Below are 16593 nucleotides of genomic sequence, written 5' to 3'. Positions count from 1 at the left end.
GCCCCCGCGCCGTCTTCCCCCCACCGACCGCCAGGCCCTGGCTGAACCGGACCGCGGGCCGGTGGGGCCGCATTCGTTTGGGAAGGTTTCGCCGTGCAGAAGTTCCCGATGACCGCCGAAGGCCTCGCGCGTCTCGAGGAGGAACTGAAGGTCCTGAAAGGCGAGGAGCGACCGGCCATCATCCGGGCGATCGCCGAGGCGCGCGCGCATGGGGACCTGTCCGAGAACGCCGAGTACCACGCCGCGCGCGAACGGCAATCCTTCATCGAAGGCCGGATCGGCGAGCTCGAATCGATCATTCCCTCGGTCGAGGTGATCGACATCGGCCGCATGTCCGGCGACCAGGTGAAGTTCGGCGCCAAGGTCACGATCGTCGACGAGGAAAGCGAGGACGAGAAGACCTACCGCATCGTCGGCCAGTACGAGGCCGACATGAAGAACGGGTCGATCTCCATCACCTCCCCCCTCGCCAAGGCGCTGATGGGCAAGAAGGTGGGCGATTCGGTCGAGGTTCCGGCCCCCGGCGGCGCCCGTTCGGTCGAGATCACCGCCGTCCGCTTCGCCTGACCCCGCCCCCGGGCGCCGGGCGGCGGCCATCGGGCCGCCCGGCGCCGTTCGGCCGGCCCGCCGCCAGCGCCACCCTTTTCCCCGGGACGCCGCCATGACGTCTTCCGTGACGAAACCTGTCCTCGACGCGGCGACCTCGGTCACCCTGGCCGATATCCGCGCCGCCGCCGAACGCATCCGCGGCGCCGTGCTGCGCACGCCCACCATCGAGAACCCGGCGGTCAGCCGGGCGGCGGGCACGCGCGTCTTCCTCAAGCTCGACAACCTGCAGGCGACCGGCGCCTTCAAGGAACGCGGCGCGGCCAATCGCCTCGCGCTGCTGACGCCGCGGGAAAAGGCGGCGGGCGTCATCGCCATGTCCGCCGGCAACCACGCCCAGGCGGTCGCCCGCCACGCCCAGCTGGCCGGCGTCGCAGCGACCATCGTCATGCCCCGCTTCACCCCCGCGACGAAGGTGGTGCGCACGGAATTCTGGGGCGCGCGCGTGGTGCTGCACGGGGACACGCTGGCCGAGGCCGCGGCCCATGCGCATGACCTCGCGCTGCGCGAGGGCCTGGTCTTCATCCACCCCTATGACGATCCCGCCGTCATCGCCGGCCAGGGCACCATGGTGCTCGAGATGCTGGAGGACGCGCCGGCGATCGAGGTGCTCGCCATTCCCGTCGGCGGCGGCGGCCTGTGCGCCGGCATCGCCAGCGCGGTGGCGGAACTGCGCCCGGGCATGCAGGTGTTCGGCGTCGAAGTCGAAGGCTACCCCGCCATGGCGCAGCGCCTGGCCGGCCAGCCGGTCAGCGTCGGTGGGCCGACCATCGCCGAGGGCATCGCCGTGCGCGACGTGGGCGAATGCCCGCTGGCCATCCTCCGCCGGCTCGGCGTCGAGGTGCTGCTGGTGCCCGAGCGCGCGGTGGAGCAGGCCGTGGCCCTGCTCGCCGAGGGGGCCAAGGTGGTCGCGGAAGGCGCGGGGGCTGCCGGGCTCGCCGCCATCCTCACCTACCCCGAGCGCTTCCGCGGCAAGGTCGCGGGCACCACGGTCTGCGGCGGCAACATCGACGCGCGCGCCCTGTCCAACGTGCTGCTGCGGCAATTGCTGCGGGACGGGCGCATCCTGCGCCTGCATTTCGACATCCCGGACCGCCCGGGCGTGCTGGCGGACATCGCCAAGCGCATCTCGGACGTCGGCGGCAACGTGATCGAGGTGAAGCACCAGCAATTGTTCGGCGCGCCGACGGTCCAGAGCACCGAGCTGCACCTGATGGTGGAGGTGCGCGACGCCGCCCAGGGCGATGCCGTGATCGCGGCACTGGAAGCCAGGGACTACGTCGTGCGGCGGGGCTGACAGCCTCCATAACTGTCCGGTCGGCCGCGCCCGGCCGATCGGATATCGCGCTAGGCGACCGGCACCCCGGCCTCGTCCTTCGCCGTCCGGATCGTCTGCAGCGTCTGCACGCGCAGCACGGCGGGCGCGTTGGTCAGCCGCGCCGTCAGCTCGTTCTCATGCGCCGTGTCGCGCGCCACCAGGCGCAGCAGGAAGTCGCCGCCGCCGCGGATCATGTGGCATTCCCGCACCTCGGGCCAGGAGGAGGCGAGCGCCTCGAAGGCGTCGAGCACCGCCTGCTTCTGCGATTCGAGGCCGACCAGGGCGAAGAAGGTCACCTCCCACCCCAGCGAGACCGGATCGATGTCGGCATGGTAGCCGCGGATGATCCCCGCTTCCTCCAGCCGGCGGACGCGCCGCAGGCAGGGCGGCGCCGAGAGGTTCACCCGCCGGGCCAGCTCGACATTCGTCATCCGGCCATCGGCCTGGAGCTCGGCGAGGATGTGCCGGTCGACGGAATCGAGGCCGGGATCCTGTTCACGGTTCATGTGCGTCGGTCATCTGTCGAATCGGATGCTTCGTTGCTCGGCTGCCTTCAGTGGCGCAATATCCTTGCAGCCGGCCGCTGCTTCAAGGCTTCGGGTTGTGGCGGCGCCAGGGCTGGCCGATATCGGCATGCCCCAACAGGACATGGACCTCCGATCGTGGCCGAGACGCATCGCACCCGCCTCCTCATCATCGGCGCCGGACCGGCGGGCTATACCGCCGCGATCTATGCCGCGCGGGCTGGGCTGGCGCCGATGGTCGTGGCCGGCATGCAGCCCGGCGGGCAGCTGACCATCACCACGGATGTCGAGAACTATCCGGGCTTCGCCGAGGCCATCCAGGGCCCCTGGCTGATGGACCAGATGCAGAAGCAGGCCGAGCATGTCGGCGCCAAGGTGATGTTCGACCTGGTCACCGCCATCGACCTGTCCCGCCGGCCGTTCCGCGCCACCTGCGATTCGGGCGACGTCTTCGAAGCCGAGGCGGTGGTGATCGCCACCGGCGCGCAGGCGAAGTGGCTCGGCATCCCGGGGGAGAAGGAACTGGGCGGCTTCGGCGTTTCCGCCTGCGCGACGTGCGACGGCTTCTTCTACCGCGGCAAGGACGTCGCCGTGATCGGCGGCGGCAATTCCGCGACGGAGGAGGCGCTGTACCTGTCCAACCTCGCCCGCCACGTCACGCTGGTCCATCGCCGCGACAGCCTGCGCAGCGAGAAGATCCTCCAGCAGCGGCTGTTCGCGAAGCCGAACGTGACCGTGCTGTGGGACACGATCACGGAGGAAGTGCTGGCCGACGCGTCCGGCCGCGTGCCTGTGGCGCGCGGGCTCGCGCTGCGCCATGCCCGGACCAGCGAGCGGAGCGAACTCAAGGTGGACGGCGTCTTCGTCGCCATCGGCCATGCGCCGGCCACGGCCCTGTTCCAGGGTCAGGTCGGCATGGATGCAGAGGGCTACATCGTGACCGTGCCGGGAAGCACGCGCACCTCCGTCCCCGGCGTCTTCGCCGCCGGCGACGTGCAGGACAGGATCTACCGCCAGGCGGTCACCGCCGCCGGCACGGGCTGCATGGCGGCGCTGGAGGCGGAGAAGTTCCTCGCCGCGGCGGATGCCGAGACAGAACAAGTCGCCGCCTGATGCCGATCGACTGGGACAAGCTGCGCGTCTTCCACGCGGTCGCCGAGGCGGGGTCCTTCACCCATGCGGGGGAGACGCTGAACCTCAGCCAGTCCGCCGTCTCCCGCCAGATCCAGGCGCTCGAGGAAGCGCTGACGGTCCCGCTGTTCCACCGCCACGCGCGGGGGCTGATCCTGACCGAGCAGGGGGAGACGCTGAACCGCACGGTGCGGGAGGTGTTCGCCAAGCTCGCCATGACCGAGGCGATGCTGACCGAAAGCCGGGAGAGGCCGGCCGGGCGGCTCAAGGTGACGACCACCACCGGCTTCGGCAGCGCCTGGCTGGCGCCGCGCCTGCGCCGGCTGCTCGACCTGCATCCCGAGATCAGCGTGACGCTGCTGCTGGACGATTCGGACCTCGACCTCGCGATGCGGGAGGCGGATGTCGCGATCCGCATGCACCCGCCCAAGCAGCCGGACCTGATCCAGCGGCACATCGCGACCTTCGGCTGGAAGGTCTGCGGATCGGCCAGCTACCTGAAGGGCACGGGCATCCCGCAGCGGGTCGAGGACCTCGATGCCCACCGCCTGATCGTCTACGGCGACTACCGCCCGCCGATCGACAACATCAACTGGCTGGCCGAGGCCGGGCGCCGGCCGGGCACGCCGCGGCGCGCGGCGATCGAGATCAACTCCCTGCCCGGCATGCTGGAGGCGGTGCGCAGCGGCCTCGGGCTGGCCGCCCTGCCGGACTACATCAGCAGCGACATCGGCGACCTGGTGCAGGTGCTGCCGGGGGTGAAGGCGCCGCGGATCGAGGCCTTCTTCGTCTACCCCGAGGAAATGCGCCATTCGAAGCGGGTGGCGGTGTTCCGGGACTTCCTGATGGCGGAACTGGTCGGCACGGGGGCCTGAGAGGGTCTGTCACGCAAATCACACGGGGTTTCCGAAAGGTCATGCACGCCGCGCATGGCGGGGTGGTTGAGATCGGGAATCACGCGCGTGGGTTGCGGTCCTACATTTTGGTCATCCGGCGACTAGGTCGGAAGGGGTCCTTCGGATCCCTCGTCTCCCAGACGTGAAGCCTCCCTGTTGACTTAGGCCCGGCGCCCTCGTGGCAGCCGGGCCTTTCTTTTTCCGGGGTAGGGCGCCGCTGTGGTTCCCGCGCCACGCCCGGCGGCCAGGATGCGCGCGCCCGGAAGCGTGACCACGGCGATGTTGCGCGGCGATTCCGCGGCCCGTTACCGTCCGCACGCAGATCGGCCGCGCCGGGGGGGCGCGCCCATCCGCCGGGGGATCATCGCCATGCGTCTTCGCCAGCTGCTCGCGGCCGGGGCCGCACTCCTGCTCGCCACCGCCGCGCAGGCGCGCGACCCCTTCGGCATCGTGCTCAACGTCGATGGCCAGACCGGCAGCGCCGGCTTCACGCGGATCGAGGACGCCTACCGCGCCCTCGACACCGCCGGGCTGCAGTCGATCGTGGCCGGCTATACCGAGACCTCGGCCGCGACCGCCGACATCAACCTGCGCGGCGTCCCCGCCCAGGGCGTCTTCACGCTGAACTCGCCGGCGCTGCGCATCGTCATCCCCGGCGCGGGCATCGACATCACCTTCAATGGCGCGACGCGCGACGAGAGCCGGCAGTTGTTCGAGGACTGGCTGCGCGGCCAGGGATCCTCGGAGGTGAACCGCGTGCTGCGGCTCGCCGCGGCCACCACCTCGATCGACCCGGTCGCGGGCAACCCGAACGCGGCGATGAACCAGTTCGTCGCCGCCGATTTCGGGCGCGCGGTGGAAACGGCGGTGGGCGGGGGCTCGGGCTTCGGGCTCGGCGTGCGCTTCGGGTCGTTCAGCGCGGCCGGCTACAACACGCGCTCGGTCTCCCTGCCGATCAACCAGACCTTCACCCTGTCGCCCAACGACACCATCGAGCTCGACGTCCCGCTGACCTGGACGGACACGGAAGGCGCGCGGTCCTACGCGGGCAATCTCGGCATCCTGTATCGCCGGCGCGTCTTCGACTGGTGGACGCTGCAGCCTTCCTTCCGCGTCGGCGGCGTCGGCTCGATCGACCTCGGCGGCGGGTCGGGCGTCTATTCGGCGGCGCTCAACTCCACCATGCGCTTCGAGCTGCCGGCGGATTTCCGCTTCGTGCTGGCCAACGGCATCACCTATGTCTCGACCTTCCCGGTCTCGATCGGGTCCTATTCGGTCGACTACGACCTGAAGAACATCGTCTACCGCAACGGCGTCGTGCTCTCCCGCGACCTGGGCGTGGAGCTGGCCGGGCGGCCGCTGGTGGGATCGATCTTCGCGGTCGACACGCGCTTCACCGGCGACGACGTCTACATCCGCAACTACCAGGAATTCGGCGCCTTCGCGCAGCTCGGCCGCGACAGCCCGGCCAGGCTCGGCTTCACCTTCCTGACCGGGGACCGCGGCGTGCGGGGCTTCTGGCTCAGCACCGGGGTGCAGTTCTGAACGCCGCGGCAAGGATCGCTTGACGCGTCCGGCCATTCCGGACTGCCATCCTCCCAACGACAATCCAGGGAGGAACCACCATGCACAACGTCACCCGGCGGGCGGCGCTCGCGCTCGCCGCCGCGCCGCTCGCGGCACCCGCCATCGCGCAACCCGCCTGGCCGACCGGCGCCATCCGCTTCATCGGCCTGTTCCCGCCCGGCGGCGGCACCGACATCCTGTCGCGCCTGTGGTGCATCAAGATGAGCGAGATCACCGGCCAGCAATTCGTGGTCGAGAACCGCGCGGGTTCGGCCGGCAACATCGGCACCGAGGCGATCGCCCGCGCCGCGCCGGACGGCAACACGATCGGGCTCGCCTCGGTCGCGCCGCTGTCGATCGGGCCCACGCTCTATGCCCGCCTGCCCTTCAATCCGGCGCGGGACTTCTCCTACGTCTCGGGGCTATGGCAGCTGCCCAACCTCCTCGTCGTGAACAACGACGTGCCGGCGCGCAGCGTGCCGGAACTGATCGCGCTGCTGCGCGCGAACCCCGGCCGATACGCCTATGCCTCCTCCGGGTCCGGCACCACGGTCCACATCTCGGGCGAGATGTTCAAGACCATGGCCGGCGTCGACATGCTGCACGTGCCCTATCGCGGCGCCGCACCCGCGCATGTCGATATCCAGGGCGGCCGGGTGCACATGATCTTCGACAACATCCCACAGGGGCTCGCGCTGCATCGCGAAGGCAAGGTACGCGCGCTGGCCGTCACCGGCGCGCAGCGCAGCCCGGCCGCGCCCGAGATCCCGACCATGGCGGAATTCCTGCCGGGCTTCGAGATCAACTCCTGGGGCGGCGTGATGGGCCCGGCCGGGATGCCGCCGGCCATCGTCAGCCGGCTGAACGCGCTGACGCGCCAGTCGCTCGAGACCGACGACCTGAAGCGGCGCTTCCTCGAGAACGGCGCCACGCCCTGGTACACGACGCCGGAGGAGTTCGCGACCTATCGCGCGGCCAATGAGGCGGCGCTGGCGCCGATCATCCGGGCCTCCGGCGCGCGGGTGGACTGACGCGCGCCGCGGCGGTCAGTGGGAGAGGATGTCGGGGTCCTCGTAGCCCAGCAGGTCGAGCTTCCCGCGCGTGGGCAGGAAGCGGAAGCAGGCCTCGGCGATGTCGAGCCTGCCTTCGCGCCGCAGCAGGCCCTCGAGCTTCGCCCACAGCGCGTGCAGGTGCAGCACGTCCGAGGCCGCGTAGGCGAGCTGATCAGGCGTGAGGTCCGGCGCCCCCCAGTCGGAAGTCTGCTGCTGCTTCGAGATCTCGACGCCGAGCAGTTCCTTGCACAGGTCCTTGAGCCCGTGCCGGTCGGTGAAGGTGCGCACGAGCTTCGCCGCGACCTTGGTGCAGACGACCGGCGCCGTCGTGACGCCGAGGTAGTGGAACAGCACCGCGACATCGAAGCGGGCGAAGTGGAACAGCTTGGTCACGGCAGGGTCGGCCAGCAGCCGGCGCAGGTTCGGCGCGGCATAGCCCTGCCCGCCGAGGCTCGCGGGGACCAACTGTACGAGATGCGCGGAGCCGTCGCCGGAGGAAAGCTGCACGAGGCAGAGCCGGTCCCGGTGCGGATTGAGCCCCATCGTCTCCGTGTCGATCGCGACGACGCGGCCGAGGTCGAGTCCGTCCGGCAGGTCGTTGCGATGCAGGCGGATGGTCACGCCGCCATGCGTGAACAGGGTGGTGCCCAAATTATCCGCGCCTTGGGAGAAAGAGTGGTGCCCAGGAAAGGACTCGAACCTTCACAGCCTTGCGGCCACAGGTACCTGAAACCTGCGCGTCTACCAATTCCGCCACCTGGGCAGGAGGTCGGCGCCTTGCGGCGAGGCCGGGCGTTTACGCGCAGCCGCGGAGCCCGTCAAGCGGGCGCCTTGAGGCGACGCGAAGCGCCCCATATGGTCCCCAGCGATCAATTCCTGAGCGGGGTAAGCGAGGCATGGACAATCGCCGGGTGGCGACGGTGTTCGGGGGCGCGGGATTCATCGGCCGCCACATCGTCCAGCGTCTCGCGAAGCAGGGCTTCATCGTCCGCATCGCCGGGCGGGACACGGAGAAGGCCGGCAAGCTGCGGACGCTCGGCGCCGTCGCGCAGATCGTCCCCGTCGCGGCGAGCGTGACGGACGAGGCCTCCGTCGCCCGCGCCGTCGCGGGGGCCGAGGTGGTGATCAACCTGGTCGGCATCCTGTTCGAGCGGAAGGAGGGCGACTTCGCCCGCATCCAGGCCGAGGGCGCGGGCCGCGTCGCGCGGCTGGCCGCGGCCGCGGGCGCGCGCAAGCTCGTGCACCTGTCGGCGATCGGCGCCGATGCGGCCAGCGAGAGCCTCTATGCCCGCAGCAAGGCGGAAGGGGAGGAAGCGGTGCGCGCGGCCTTCCCCGCCGCGACCATCCTCCGCCCCTCCGTCGTCTTCGGGCCGGAGGACCAGTTCTTCAACCGCTTCGCCGGGCTTGCCGCGGTGCTGCCCGTCATGCCGGTGGTCTCGGGTGGGACGCGCTTCCAGCCGGTCTATGTCGGCGACGTGGCGGATGCCGCGATGGCCGCGATCGCGCGCGAGGATGCCGCCGGCAAGACCTACGAGCTCGGCGGCCCGCGCGCGATGAGCATGCGCGAGGTGCTGGCCTTCGTGCTGGAGGCGACCGGGCGGCGGCGGATGATGGTCGACCTGCCCGACCGGCTGGTCGAGTTCCAGGCGCGGATGGGCGAGAAGCTGCCCACCCCGCCGCTGACGCGCGACCAGCTGATCCTGCTGCGCCGCGACAACCTGGTGGCGGAAGGGGCGCTGACGCTGGCCGATCTCGGCATCGCGCCCAAGGCGGTGGAGGCGATCGTGCCGGCCTATCTGGCGCGGTTCCGGCGGGGCGGCGGGCGGCGGGCCGCCGCCTGACATGTCCGATTCGGACCAATTGTGTCCGGAACGGTGTATGCAGGGTTACCGGGGGTCGGCCCCGCCGCGAAGATAGGACAAAAAAACTGTCCTATTGGCGCAGAAAGGACTCGCGCGCCCCGGATACATGCCGTAAGTGACCCCGCGCCGGGGGGCCGGCGACCGATCCTGCGCGCCCCCACCCCGGCAGGAACACGCCGTCACCGGGGGTCCGCATGGCCGAGAAGATGCTCCAGTTCGTCCGCCTCCAGCAGCGGCAGCCGGACAAGCGCGACGCCTCGGCCCGCCGCGCCGATTGGGGCGAGGTCTATGAGAATTTCGCCGCCGAGGCCGCCGGCCAGCAGGCGTCGCGCTGTTCGCAGTGCGGCGTGCCCTTCTGCCAGGTGCATTGCCCGCTCAACAACAACATCCCGGACTGGCTGAAGCTGACCGCCGAAGGGCGGCTCGAGGAAGCCTACGAGGTCGCCGCCGCGACCAACACCTTCCCCGAGATCTGCGGCCGCGTCTGCCCACAGGACCGGCTCTGCGAAGGCAATTGCGTCATCGAGAAGGGCTTCGAGTCCGTCACGATCGGCGCGGTGGAAAAGTACATCACCGACACCGCCTGGGAGAAAGGCTGGGTCAAGCCGCCCATGCCGGTGCGGGAACGCCCGCAGACCGTCGGCATCATCGGCGCCGGCCCGGCCGGCATGGCCGCCGCGGAACGCCTGCGCACGATGGGCTACCAGGTGACGATCTACGACCGGCACGACCGCGCCGGCGGGCTGATGATCTACGGCATCCCCAACTTCAAGCTGGAGAAGGAAGTCGTCGTCCGCCGCTGGCAGCAATACGTCATGGGCGGCATCCAGTTCCGCCTGAACACCGCCGTCGGCCGCGACGTCACGCTGGGCGAACTGCGCCAGCGGCATGACGCGATCCTGGTCGCGACCGGCGTCTACAAGGCGCGCGACATAGACTGCGCGGGCGCGGCGCTGCCCGGCGTGGTCGCGGCGCTCGACTACCTGATCGCGTCCAACCGCAAGGGCCTCGGCGACGAGGTGCCGGAGTTCGAGAGCGGCGCGCTGAACGCCGAGGGGCGGCACGTGGTCGTGGTCGGCGGCGGCGACACCGCGATGGACTGCGTGCGCACCGCGGTGCGCCAGGGCGCGGCCTCCGTCACCTGCCTCTATCGCCGCGACAAGGCGAACATGCCCGGCTCGATGCGGGAGGTGAAGAACGCCGAGGAGGAAGGCGTGCGCTTCGAATGGCTCGCCGCGCCGGAATCCTTCCTCGGCACCGACAAGGTTGCTGCGGTGCGCGCGCAGCGCATGCATCTCGGCCTGCCCGACGCCACCGGGCGCCAGCAGGTGGAACCGATCGCCGGCGCGGAGTTCGAGGTGAAGGCCGACCTGGTCATCAAGGCGCTCGGCTTCGACCCCGAGGACCTGCCCGCCGCCTTCAACGAGCCCGCGCTCGGCGTGACGCGCTGGGGCACGCTGAAGGTCGACTTCCGCACGATGATGACGGCCGTCCCCGGCGTCTTCGCCGCCGGCGACATCGTGCGCGGCGCCTCCCTCGTCGTCTGGGGCATCCGCGACGGGCGCGACGTCGCAGAGCAGATCCACGCCTTCATCCAGGCCCGGGCCGAAGCCCCGGCCATCGCCGCGGAGTGACGATCATGACGCAGCACGAATCCGGTTCCGCCTTCGTCGCCGCCCACGCCAAGGGCCGCGACCTGCTCTCCTCCGCCGCCCACATCGACATGACCGAGCACGATGCCTGCGGCGTCGGCCTGGTCGCCGCCCTCGACGGCAAGCCGCGGCGCGAAGTGGTGCAGGCGGGCATCGACGCGCTGAAGGCCGTCTGGCATCGCGGCGCCGTGGACGCCGACGGCAAGACCGGCGACGGCGCGGGCATCCATATCGAGATCCCGCAGGATTTCTTCGCCGAAGTCGTCCAGCGCGGCGGCGACCGCGTGCGCCCGGGGCGCATCGCCGTGGGCATGGTCTTCCTGCCCAAGACCGACCTGGGCGCGCAGGAACGCTGCCGCCAGATCATCGAGAGCGAGATCCTCAACGCCGGCTACGCCATCTATTCCTGGCGCCAGGTGCCGATCAGCGTCGGCTGCATCGGGGAGAAGGCGAACGCCACGCGCCCCGAGATCGAGCAGATCCTGATCTGGGACCCCGAGCAGCGCGACGTCGAGACCGCCGAGCGCGACATGTTCGTCATCCGCCGGCGGATCGAGAAGCAGGCGATCGCGGCGCAGATCCCCGAGCTGTACCTGTGCTCGCTCTCCGCCCGCTCGATCATCTACAAGGGCATGTTCCTGGCCGAGAGCCTGACGGAATTCTATCCCGACCTGCTGGATGCGCGCTTCGTCAGCCGCTTCGCCATCTACCACCAGCGCTACTCGACCAACACCTTCCCGACCTGGCGGCTGGCGCAGCCCTTCCGCATGCTCGCCCATAACGGCGAGATCAACACGCTGCACGGCAACGCCAACTGGATGAAGAGCCACGAGACGCGGCTTGCCCATCCGCTGCTCGATGCCTTCATGGAGGACCTGAAGCCGATCGTACAGGCGGGCGGGTCGGACACCGCGACGCTCGACAACGTGTTCGAGCTGCTGGTCCGCGGCGGGCGCGACGCGCCCATGGCCAAGGCGCTGCTGATCCCCGAAAGCGTCAGCAACAACGCCACCATGTCGGCCGCGCATCGCGAGCTGTTCATGTACTGCAACGCGGTGATGGAACCCTGGGACGGGCCGGCGGCGATCGCCGCGACCGACGGGCGCTGGGTGATCGCGGGCCTCGACCGCAACGGGCTGCGGCCGATGCGCTTCACGCGCACGGTGGACGGGCTGCTGATCGTCGGCTCCGAGACCGGCATGGTGAAGCTGCCCGAGGACCGCATCGTGCAGAAGGGGCGCCTCGGGCCGGGACAATGCATCGGCGTCGACCTCGATGAGGCGCGCTTCTACGAGGACGCCGCGCTGAAGGACACGCTCGCCGCCCGCAAGCCCTTCGGCCAGTGGACGTCGCGTACCACGCGCATCGACGAGATCGTCAAGGCCGAGCGCGACGAGCGCGCGAACTTCCAGGCCGAGGAGCTGCGCCGGCGCCAGCTGGCGATGGGCTACACGCTCGAGGAGCTGGAAGGGATCCTCCACCCGATGGTGGAGGACGCGAACGAGGCCGTCGGCTCGATGGGCGACGACACGCCCATCGCCGTGCTGTCGAGCCAGTATCGCGGCCTGCACCACTATTTCCGCCAGACCTTCAGCCAGGTCACCAACCCGCCGATCGATTCCCTGCGCGAGACGCGGGTGATGACGCTGCGCACGCGGCTGGGCAACCTCGGGAACATCCTCGACGAGGACCCGACCCAGTGCGACATGCTCATGCTGGAGAGCCCCGTGCTGTCGAACGCGCAGTTCGAGGCGATGCGCGGCTACATGGGTGCGACCGTCGCGACGGTGGACTGCACCTGGCCGGTCGCCGACGGCGAGGCCGGGCTGCGCCGCGCGATCGAGCGCATCCGCCGCGAGGCGGAGGAAGGCGTGCGCTCCGGCTGCGCCCATGTGATCCTGACCGATGAGGGCCAGGCCGAGGACCGCGCCGCGATCCCGATGATCCTCGCCGTCGGCGCGGTGCAGACGCACCTGGTCAAGCACGGGCTGCGCACCTTCACCTCGCTCAATGTCCGCGCGGCGGAATGCATGGACGTGCACTACTTCGCCGTGCTGATCGGCGCGGGTGCGACGACGGTGAACGCCTATCTCGCGCAGGAGAGCATCGCCGACCGCCATCGCCGCGGCCTGTTCGGCAATATCGGCCTGGGCGAGGCGGTGGGCCGCTACAAGAAGGCGGTGGACAAGGGCCTGCTCAAGGTCATGTCCAAGATGGGCATCGGCGTCCTCTCCTCCTATCGCGGGGGGATGAACTTCGAGGCGATCGGGCTTTCCCGCGCGCTGGTGGGCGAGTTCTTCCCCGGTACGCCCTCGCGCATCTCCGGCATCGGGCTTTCGGGCATCGCGCGGCGCGTGCTCGCGCTGCATGAGAAGGCCTGGCAGCAGGGCGCGGTCGCGCTGCCCGTGGGCGGGCTGTACAAGCTGCGCCGGCGCGGCGAGGTGCACGCCTTCGACGGCAACCTGATCCACACGCTGCAGAAGGCGGTGGAGACCGACAGCTACCAGACCTACCGCCGCTATTCGGACGCCGTGCGCAAGCTGCCGCCGGTGGCGCTTCGCGACCTGCTCGACTTCCGCATGGAAGGCCGCGCGGCCGTCGCGCTCGAGGAAGTCGAGAGCATCACGGAGATCCGCAAGCGGCTCGTCGCCCCCGGCATCTCCCTCGGCGCCCTCAGCCCCGAGGCGCATGAGACCCTGTCCATCGCCATGAACCGCATCGGCGCCCGGTCGGATTCCGGCGAGGGCGGCGAGGACCCCGCGCGCGCCAAGCCGCGCCCGAACGGCGACAACGCCAACAGCGCGATCAAGCAGATCGCCTCGGGCCGATTCGGCGTGACGGCGGAATACCTCAACAACTGCCGCGAGATCGAGATCAAGGTCGCCCAGGGTGCCAAGCCCGGCGAGGGCGGGCAGCTGCCCGGCTTCAAGGTGACGGGGCTCATCGCGAAGCTGCGGCATTCGACGCCGGGCGTGACGCTCATCTCGCCCCCGCCGCACCACGACATCTACTCGATCGAGGATCTGGCGCAGCTCATCTACGACCTCAAGCAGATCAACCCGGATGCGACGGTCTGCGTGAAGCTTGTCTCGCGCTCCGGCATCGGCACCATCGCCGCCGGCGTGGCCAAGGCGAAGGCGGATGCGATCCTGGTCTCCGGCCATTCGGGCGGCACCGGCGCATCGCCGCAGTCCAGCATCAAGTATGCCGGCCTGCCGTGGGAGATGGGGCTCTCGGAGACCCACCAGGTGCTGCTGCTGAACCGGCTGCGCCACCGGGTGAAGCTGCGCACCGATGGCGGGCTCAAGACAGGGCGCGACGTGGTGATCGCGGCGATGCTGGGTGCGGAGGAATTCGGCATCGGCACGGCCTCGCTCGTGGCCATGGGCTGCATCATGGTCCGCCAGTGCCATTCCAACACCTGCCCGGTCGGCGTCTGCGTGCAGGACGAGGCGCTGCGCGCCAAGTTCACCGGCACGCCGGAGAAGGTCATCAACCTCTTCTCCTTCGTGGCGGAGGAAGTGCGCGAGATCCTCGCCTCCCTCGGCTTCCGCAAGCTGACGGACGTGATCGGCCGGACCGACCTGCTCCAGCAGGTCAGCCGCGGGTCGGAGGATCTGGACGACCTCGACCTCAACCCGCTGCTGGTGCAGGCCGATGCCGGTCCGCATGCGTCCTACTGCACGCTGGAAGGCCGCAACGAGGTGCCGGAGACGCTGGACGCGGAGATGATCCGCGACGCCGACGCGCTGTTCCGGCACGGGGAGAAGATGCAGCTCCAGTACAACATCCGGAACACGCACCGGGCGATCGGCACCAAGGTCTCCTCCCGCATCACGCGGCAGTTCGGCATGAGCGGGCTGCAGCCGGGGCACCTGACGGTGCGCCTGCGCGGCTCGGCCGGGCAGTCGCTCGGCGCCTTCGGCGTGCGGGGGCTGAAGCTGGAAGTCTTCGGCGACGCCAACGACTATGTCGGCAAGGGGCTGTCGGGGGCGAGCATCGTGGTGCGGCCCGCGCCGTCCTCCCCTCTGGTGTGGAACGAGAACACGATCATCGGCAACACCGTGCTCTACGGCGCGACGGCGGGCGAGCTGTTCGCCGCCGGCCAGGCCGGCGAGCGCTTCGCGGTGCGCAATTCCGGCGCCACCGCGGTGGTCGAAGGCTGCGGCGCCAATGGCTGCGAGTACATGACCGGCGGCACGGTCGTGATCCTCGGCGCCGTGGGCGACAATTTCGGCGCCGGCTTCACCGGCGGCCAGGCCTTCGTCTACGACGCCGACGACACCTTCGAGCTGCGCGTGAACCCGGACACGCTGCTGTGGTCCCGCGTGCAGCACCCGCATTGGGAAGGGGTGCTGTGCGACCTGATCGCGCGCCACGTGGCCGAGACGGGCAGCCGCTTCGCCGCCCGCCTGCTGAACGAATGGGCCGCCGAGCGGCACCGCTTCTGGCAGGTGGTGCCGAAGGAATACGCGAAGTACCTGCCGGTGCCGACCACGCCGGAACAGGCGGTCGCGGCGGAGTGATCGCCGGCGCCGGGTGAAGCGCTTCACCCGGCGCCGCGCCGCCCCCTTCCCCGGGCGTGACGCCAGGGTAATCTGCGCGCCGATAGCGGGCGGAACGACCCGCCGCCGATGACGAAAGGACCGGCATCATGCGCCTGGTGCCCCTCGCCCTTGCCGCCCTTCTCGCGCTGGCCGCCCCGGCCTCGGCGCAGAACGTGCGCAACCTCGCCGCGATCAATGGCTGGACGGCCTACATCGCGGAGACGAACGGCCAGCAATTGTGCGGCATGGGCACGCAGGCCAACAACCAGGGCCGCTTCTTTTGGATCAAGGTGGAACGGCTGCAGGGCGGCCTGCACGGCTTCATCCAGCTCGGCGACCGCAGCTGGAACGTCCGGCGCGAAGCCCGCGGGCGCGTCGTGGTCGCGATCGACCGGCAGACGGCCGACCTCAACTACACCGGCACCTCCCAGCCCGACATGATCGAGGCGTCCTACCAGGGCGCCTTCAACAACTTCGTCCGCTTCGTCGAGGCCTTCGCCCTCGGCCTGCGGATGCAGGTCACCTTCCCGGGGGAGACGGTGGACCCCTGGATCGCCGACCTGCGCGGCACCCGCGCGGTGACGGAAGCCTTCCTGGCCTGCGCCCGGCGCATCTGACACCGGCGGCCGGATGCTTCGACCGCCGGCTTCCTTGGCTCGCCGGACGTCCGGCGGGCGGCATTCGCGGCCTGGGCACGCGTCGAAGGCTCTCGCGGCCGAATTGACCCGACTTTGCGCGACGCGGGGGCGGGTGGCATAAGCGCCGCATCGTGCGGCTCCTGTTCCACCTCCCCCTCTCGCCCTTCTCCCGCAAGGTGCGCCTCGCCCTGGCCGAGAAGCGCATCCCCTTCGACACGCGCATCGAGCGCGTGTGGGAAAGGCGGGAGGATTTCCTGGCGATGAACCCCGCCTGCACCGTCCCGGTGCTGGTCGAGGACAATGGCCTGACGATCGCCGATTCGACCGCGATCTGCGAATACCTCGACGAAGCCTATCCCGACATGCCGCTGCTCGGCCGCACGCTGGCCGAACGCGTGGAAGTCCGCCGCCTGGTCGCCTGGTTCGACGGCAAGTTCCACGCCGAGGTCGGCATGAACCTGCTGTACGAGAAGCAGATGAAGCGGCTGATGGGCCGCGGCAACCCGGACGCGACGGCGATCCGCGCCGGCTACGCGAATCTCCGCCCGCATCTCGAATACATCGGCTGGCTGGCGGAAACCCGGCCCTGGCTCGCCGGCACCTCGCTGACGCTGGCCGACATCTCGGCCGCCGCGCATCTCTCCGCGCTCGACTTCATCGGCGACGTCGACTGGTCGCTGAACGAGGCGGCGAAGGACTGGTATGCGCGGATGAAGTCGCGACCCTCCTTCCGCCCGCTGCTCGCCGACCGCGTCTCCGGCGTCACGCCGCCGGCGCACTACGCCGACCTGGACTTCTGAT

The 16593-nt window shown here is 70.2% G+C and carries 13 protein-coding genes and 1 tRNA gene; 11 read left to right on the top strand and 3 right to left on the bottom strand.

All coding sequences use genetic code 11. The features are described from left to right. The first annotated feature begins 93 nt into the window (after positions 1 to 93). Entirely contained in the window at positions 94 to 567 is a 474-nt protein-coding gene (gene greA, locus J5Y09_RS07460) for a transcription elongation factor GreA (protein WP_209351124.1), read from the top strand. 106 nt (positions 568 to 673) lie between these two features. Beyond that, positions 674 to 1903 carry a threonine ammonia-lyase gene (locus tag J5Y09_RS07455; RefSeq protein WP_342451429.1) on the top strand — a complete coding sequence of 410 codons (1230 nt, stop codon included), beginning with the start codon at positions 674 to 676 and terminating at the stop codon, positions 1901 to 1903. Between the two features lie 50 nt (positions 1904 to 1953). Here J5Y09_RS07455 and J5Y09_RS07450 read toward each other — a convergent pair whose 3' ends face one another. Next, positions 1954 to 2430: an Lrp/AsnC family transcriptional regulator gene (locus J5Y09_RS07450; protein ID WP_209351122.1), complete on the bottom strand. Its 477-nt coding sequence runs from the start codon at positions 2428 to 2430 to the stop codon at positions 1954 to 1956. Between the two features lie 156 nt (positions 2431 to 2586). Here J5Y09_RS07450 and trxB point away from each other — a divergent pair, with 156 nt between their 5' ends. From trxB to J5Y09_RS07430, 4 genes are all read left to right on the top strand, one after another. Then, the gene (trxB, locus tag J5Y09_RS07445; protein ID WP_209351121.1) at positions 2587 to 3561 is read left to right on the top strand and encodes a thioredoxin-disulfide reductase; all 975 of its coding nucleotides are present in this window, start codon (positions 2587 to 2589) and stop codon (positions 3559 to 3561) included. Beyond that, positions 3561 to 4454: a LysR family transcriptional regulator gene (locus J5Y09_RS07440; RefSeq protein WP_209351120.1), complete on the top strand. Its 894-nt coding sequence runs from the start codon at positions 3561 to 3563 to the stop codon at positions 4452 to 4454. The genes trxB and J5Y09_RS07440 overlap by 1 nt, the downstream gene beginning before the upstream one ends. Positions 4455 to 4844: 390 nt before the next feature. After that, positions 4845 to 6020 (top strand): hypothetical protein, encoded by a 1176-nt coding sequence (locus tag J5Y09_RS07435; RefSeq protein WP_209351119.1) that lies wholly within the window; start codon positions 4845 to 4847, stop codon positions 6018 to 6020. Between the two features lie 80 nt (positions 6021 to 6100). Further along, positions 6101 to 7072: a Bug family tripartite tricarboxylate transporter substrate binding protein gene (locus tag J5Y09_RS07430; RefSeq protein ID WP_209351118.1), complete on the top strand. Its 972-nt coding sequence runs from the start codon at positions 6101 to 6103 to the stop codon at positions 7070 to 7072. A gap of 15 nt (positions 7073 to 7087) precedes the next feature. Here the strand turns inward: J5Y09_RS07430 and J5Y09_RS07425 are convergent, their stop codons facing one another. Together J5Y09_RS07425 and J5Y09_RS07420 are read right to left on the bottom strand one after the other, a co-directional pair. Next, entirely contained in the window at positions 7088 to 7744 is a 657-nt protein-coding gene (locus tag J5Y09_RS07425) for a ribonuclease D (protein WP_209351117.1), read from the bottom strand. Between the two features lie 25 nt (positions 7745 to 7769). Next, a tRNA-Leu gene (locus J5Y09_RS07420) sits at positions 7770 to 7856 on the bottom strand. Between the two features lie 133 nt (positions 7857 to 7989). On the opposite strand from J5Y09_RS07420, the gene J5Y09_RS07415 reads away from it, so the two are divergent. From J5Y09_RS07415 to fzlA, 5 genes are all read left to right on the top strand, one after another. After that, complete coding sequence (locus J5Y09_RS07415) at positions 7990 to 8934, top strand: complex I NDUFA9 subunit family protein (protein ID WP_209351116.1); 945 nt, start codon at positions 7990 to 7992, stop codon at positions 8932 to 8934. 215 nt (positions 8935 to 9149) lie between these two features. Next, positions 9150 to 10589 (top strand): NAD(P)-dependent oxidoreductase, encoded by a 1440-nt coding sequence (locus J5Y09_RS07410; RefSeq protein WP_209351115.1) that lies wholly within the window; start codon positions 9150 to 9152, stop codon positions 10587 to 10589. A gap of 5 nt (positions 10590 to 10594) precedes the next feature. Beyond that, a complete protein-coding gene (gltB, locus tag J5Y09_RS07405; RefSeq protein ID WP_209351114.1) occupies positions 10595 to 15133 on the top strand; it encodes a glutamate synthase large subunit in 4539 nt (1512 codons plus the stop codon). Positions 15134 to 15261: 128 nt separating this feature from the next. After that, on the top strand, positions 15262 to 15771 hold the full coding sequence (locus tag J5Y09_RS07400; RefSeq protein ID WP_209351113.1) for a hypothetical protein: 510 nt from the start codon (positions 15262 to 15264) through the stop codon (positions 15769 to 15771). A 152-nt stretch (positions 15772 to 15923) separates the two neighbouring features. Then, positions 15924 to 16592, top strand: coding sequence for an FtsZ-binding protein FzlA (fzlA, locus tag J5Y09_RS07395; protein ID WP_209351112.1), 669 nt, complete (start codon positions 15924 to 15926; stop codon positions 16590 to 16592). Position 16593 lies beyond the last annotated feature (1 nt).

This window comes from Roseomonas nitratireducens, from assembly GCF_017813355.1.
Classification (GTDB): Bacteria; Pseudomonadota; Alphaproteobacteria; order Acetobacterales; family Acetobacteraceae; genus Neoroseomonas; species Neoroseomonas nitratireducens.
Note: the sequence above shows the minus strand (reverse complement) of the source record. Positions and strands in the feature narration are given on the sequence as shown.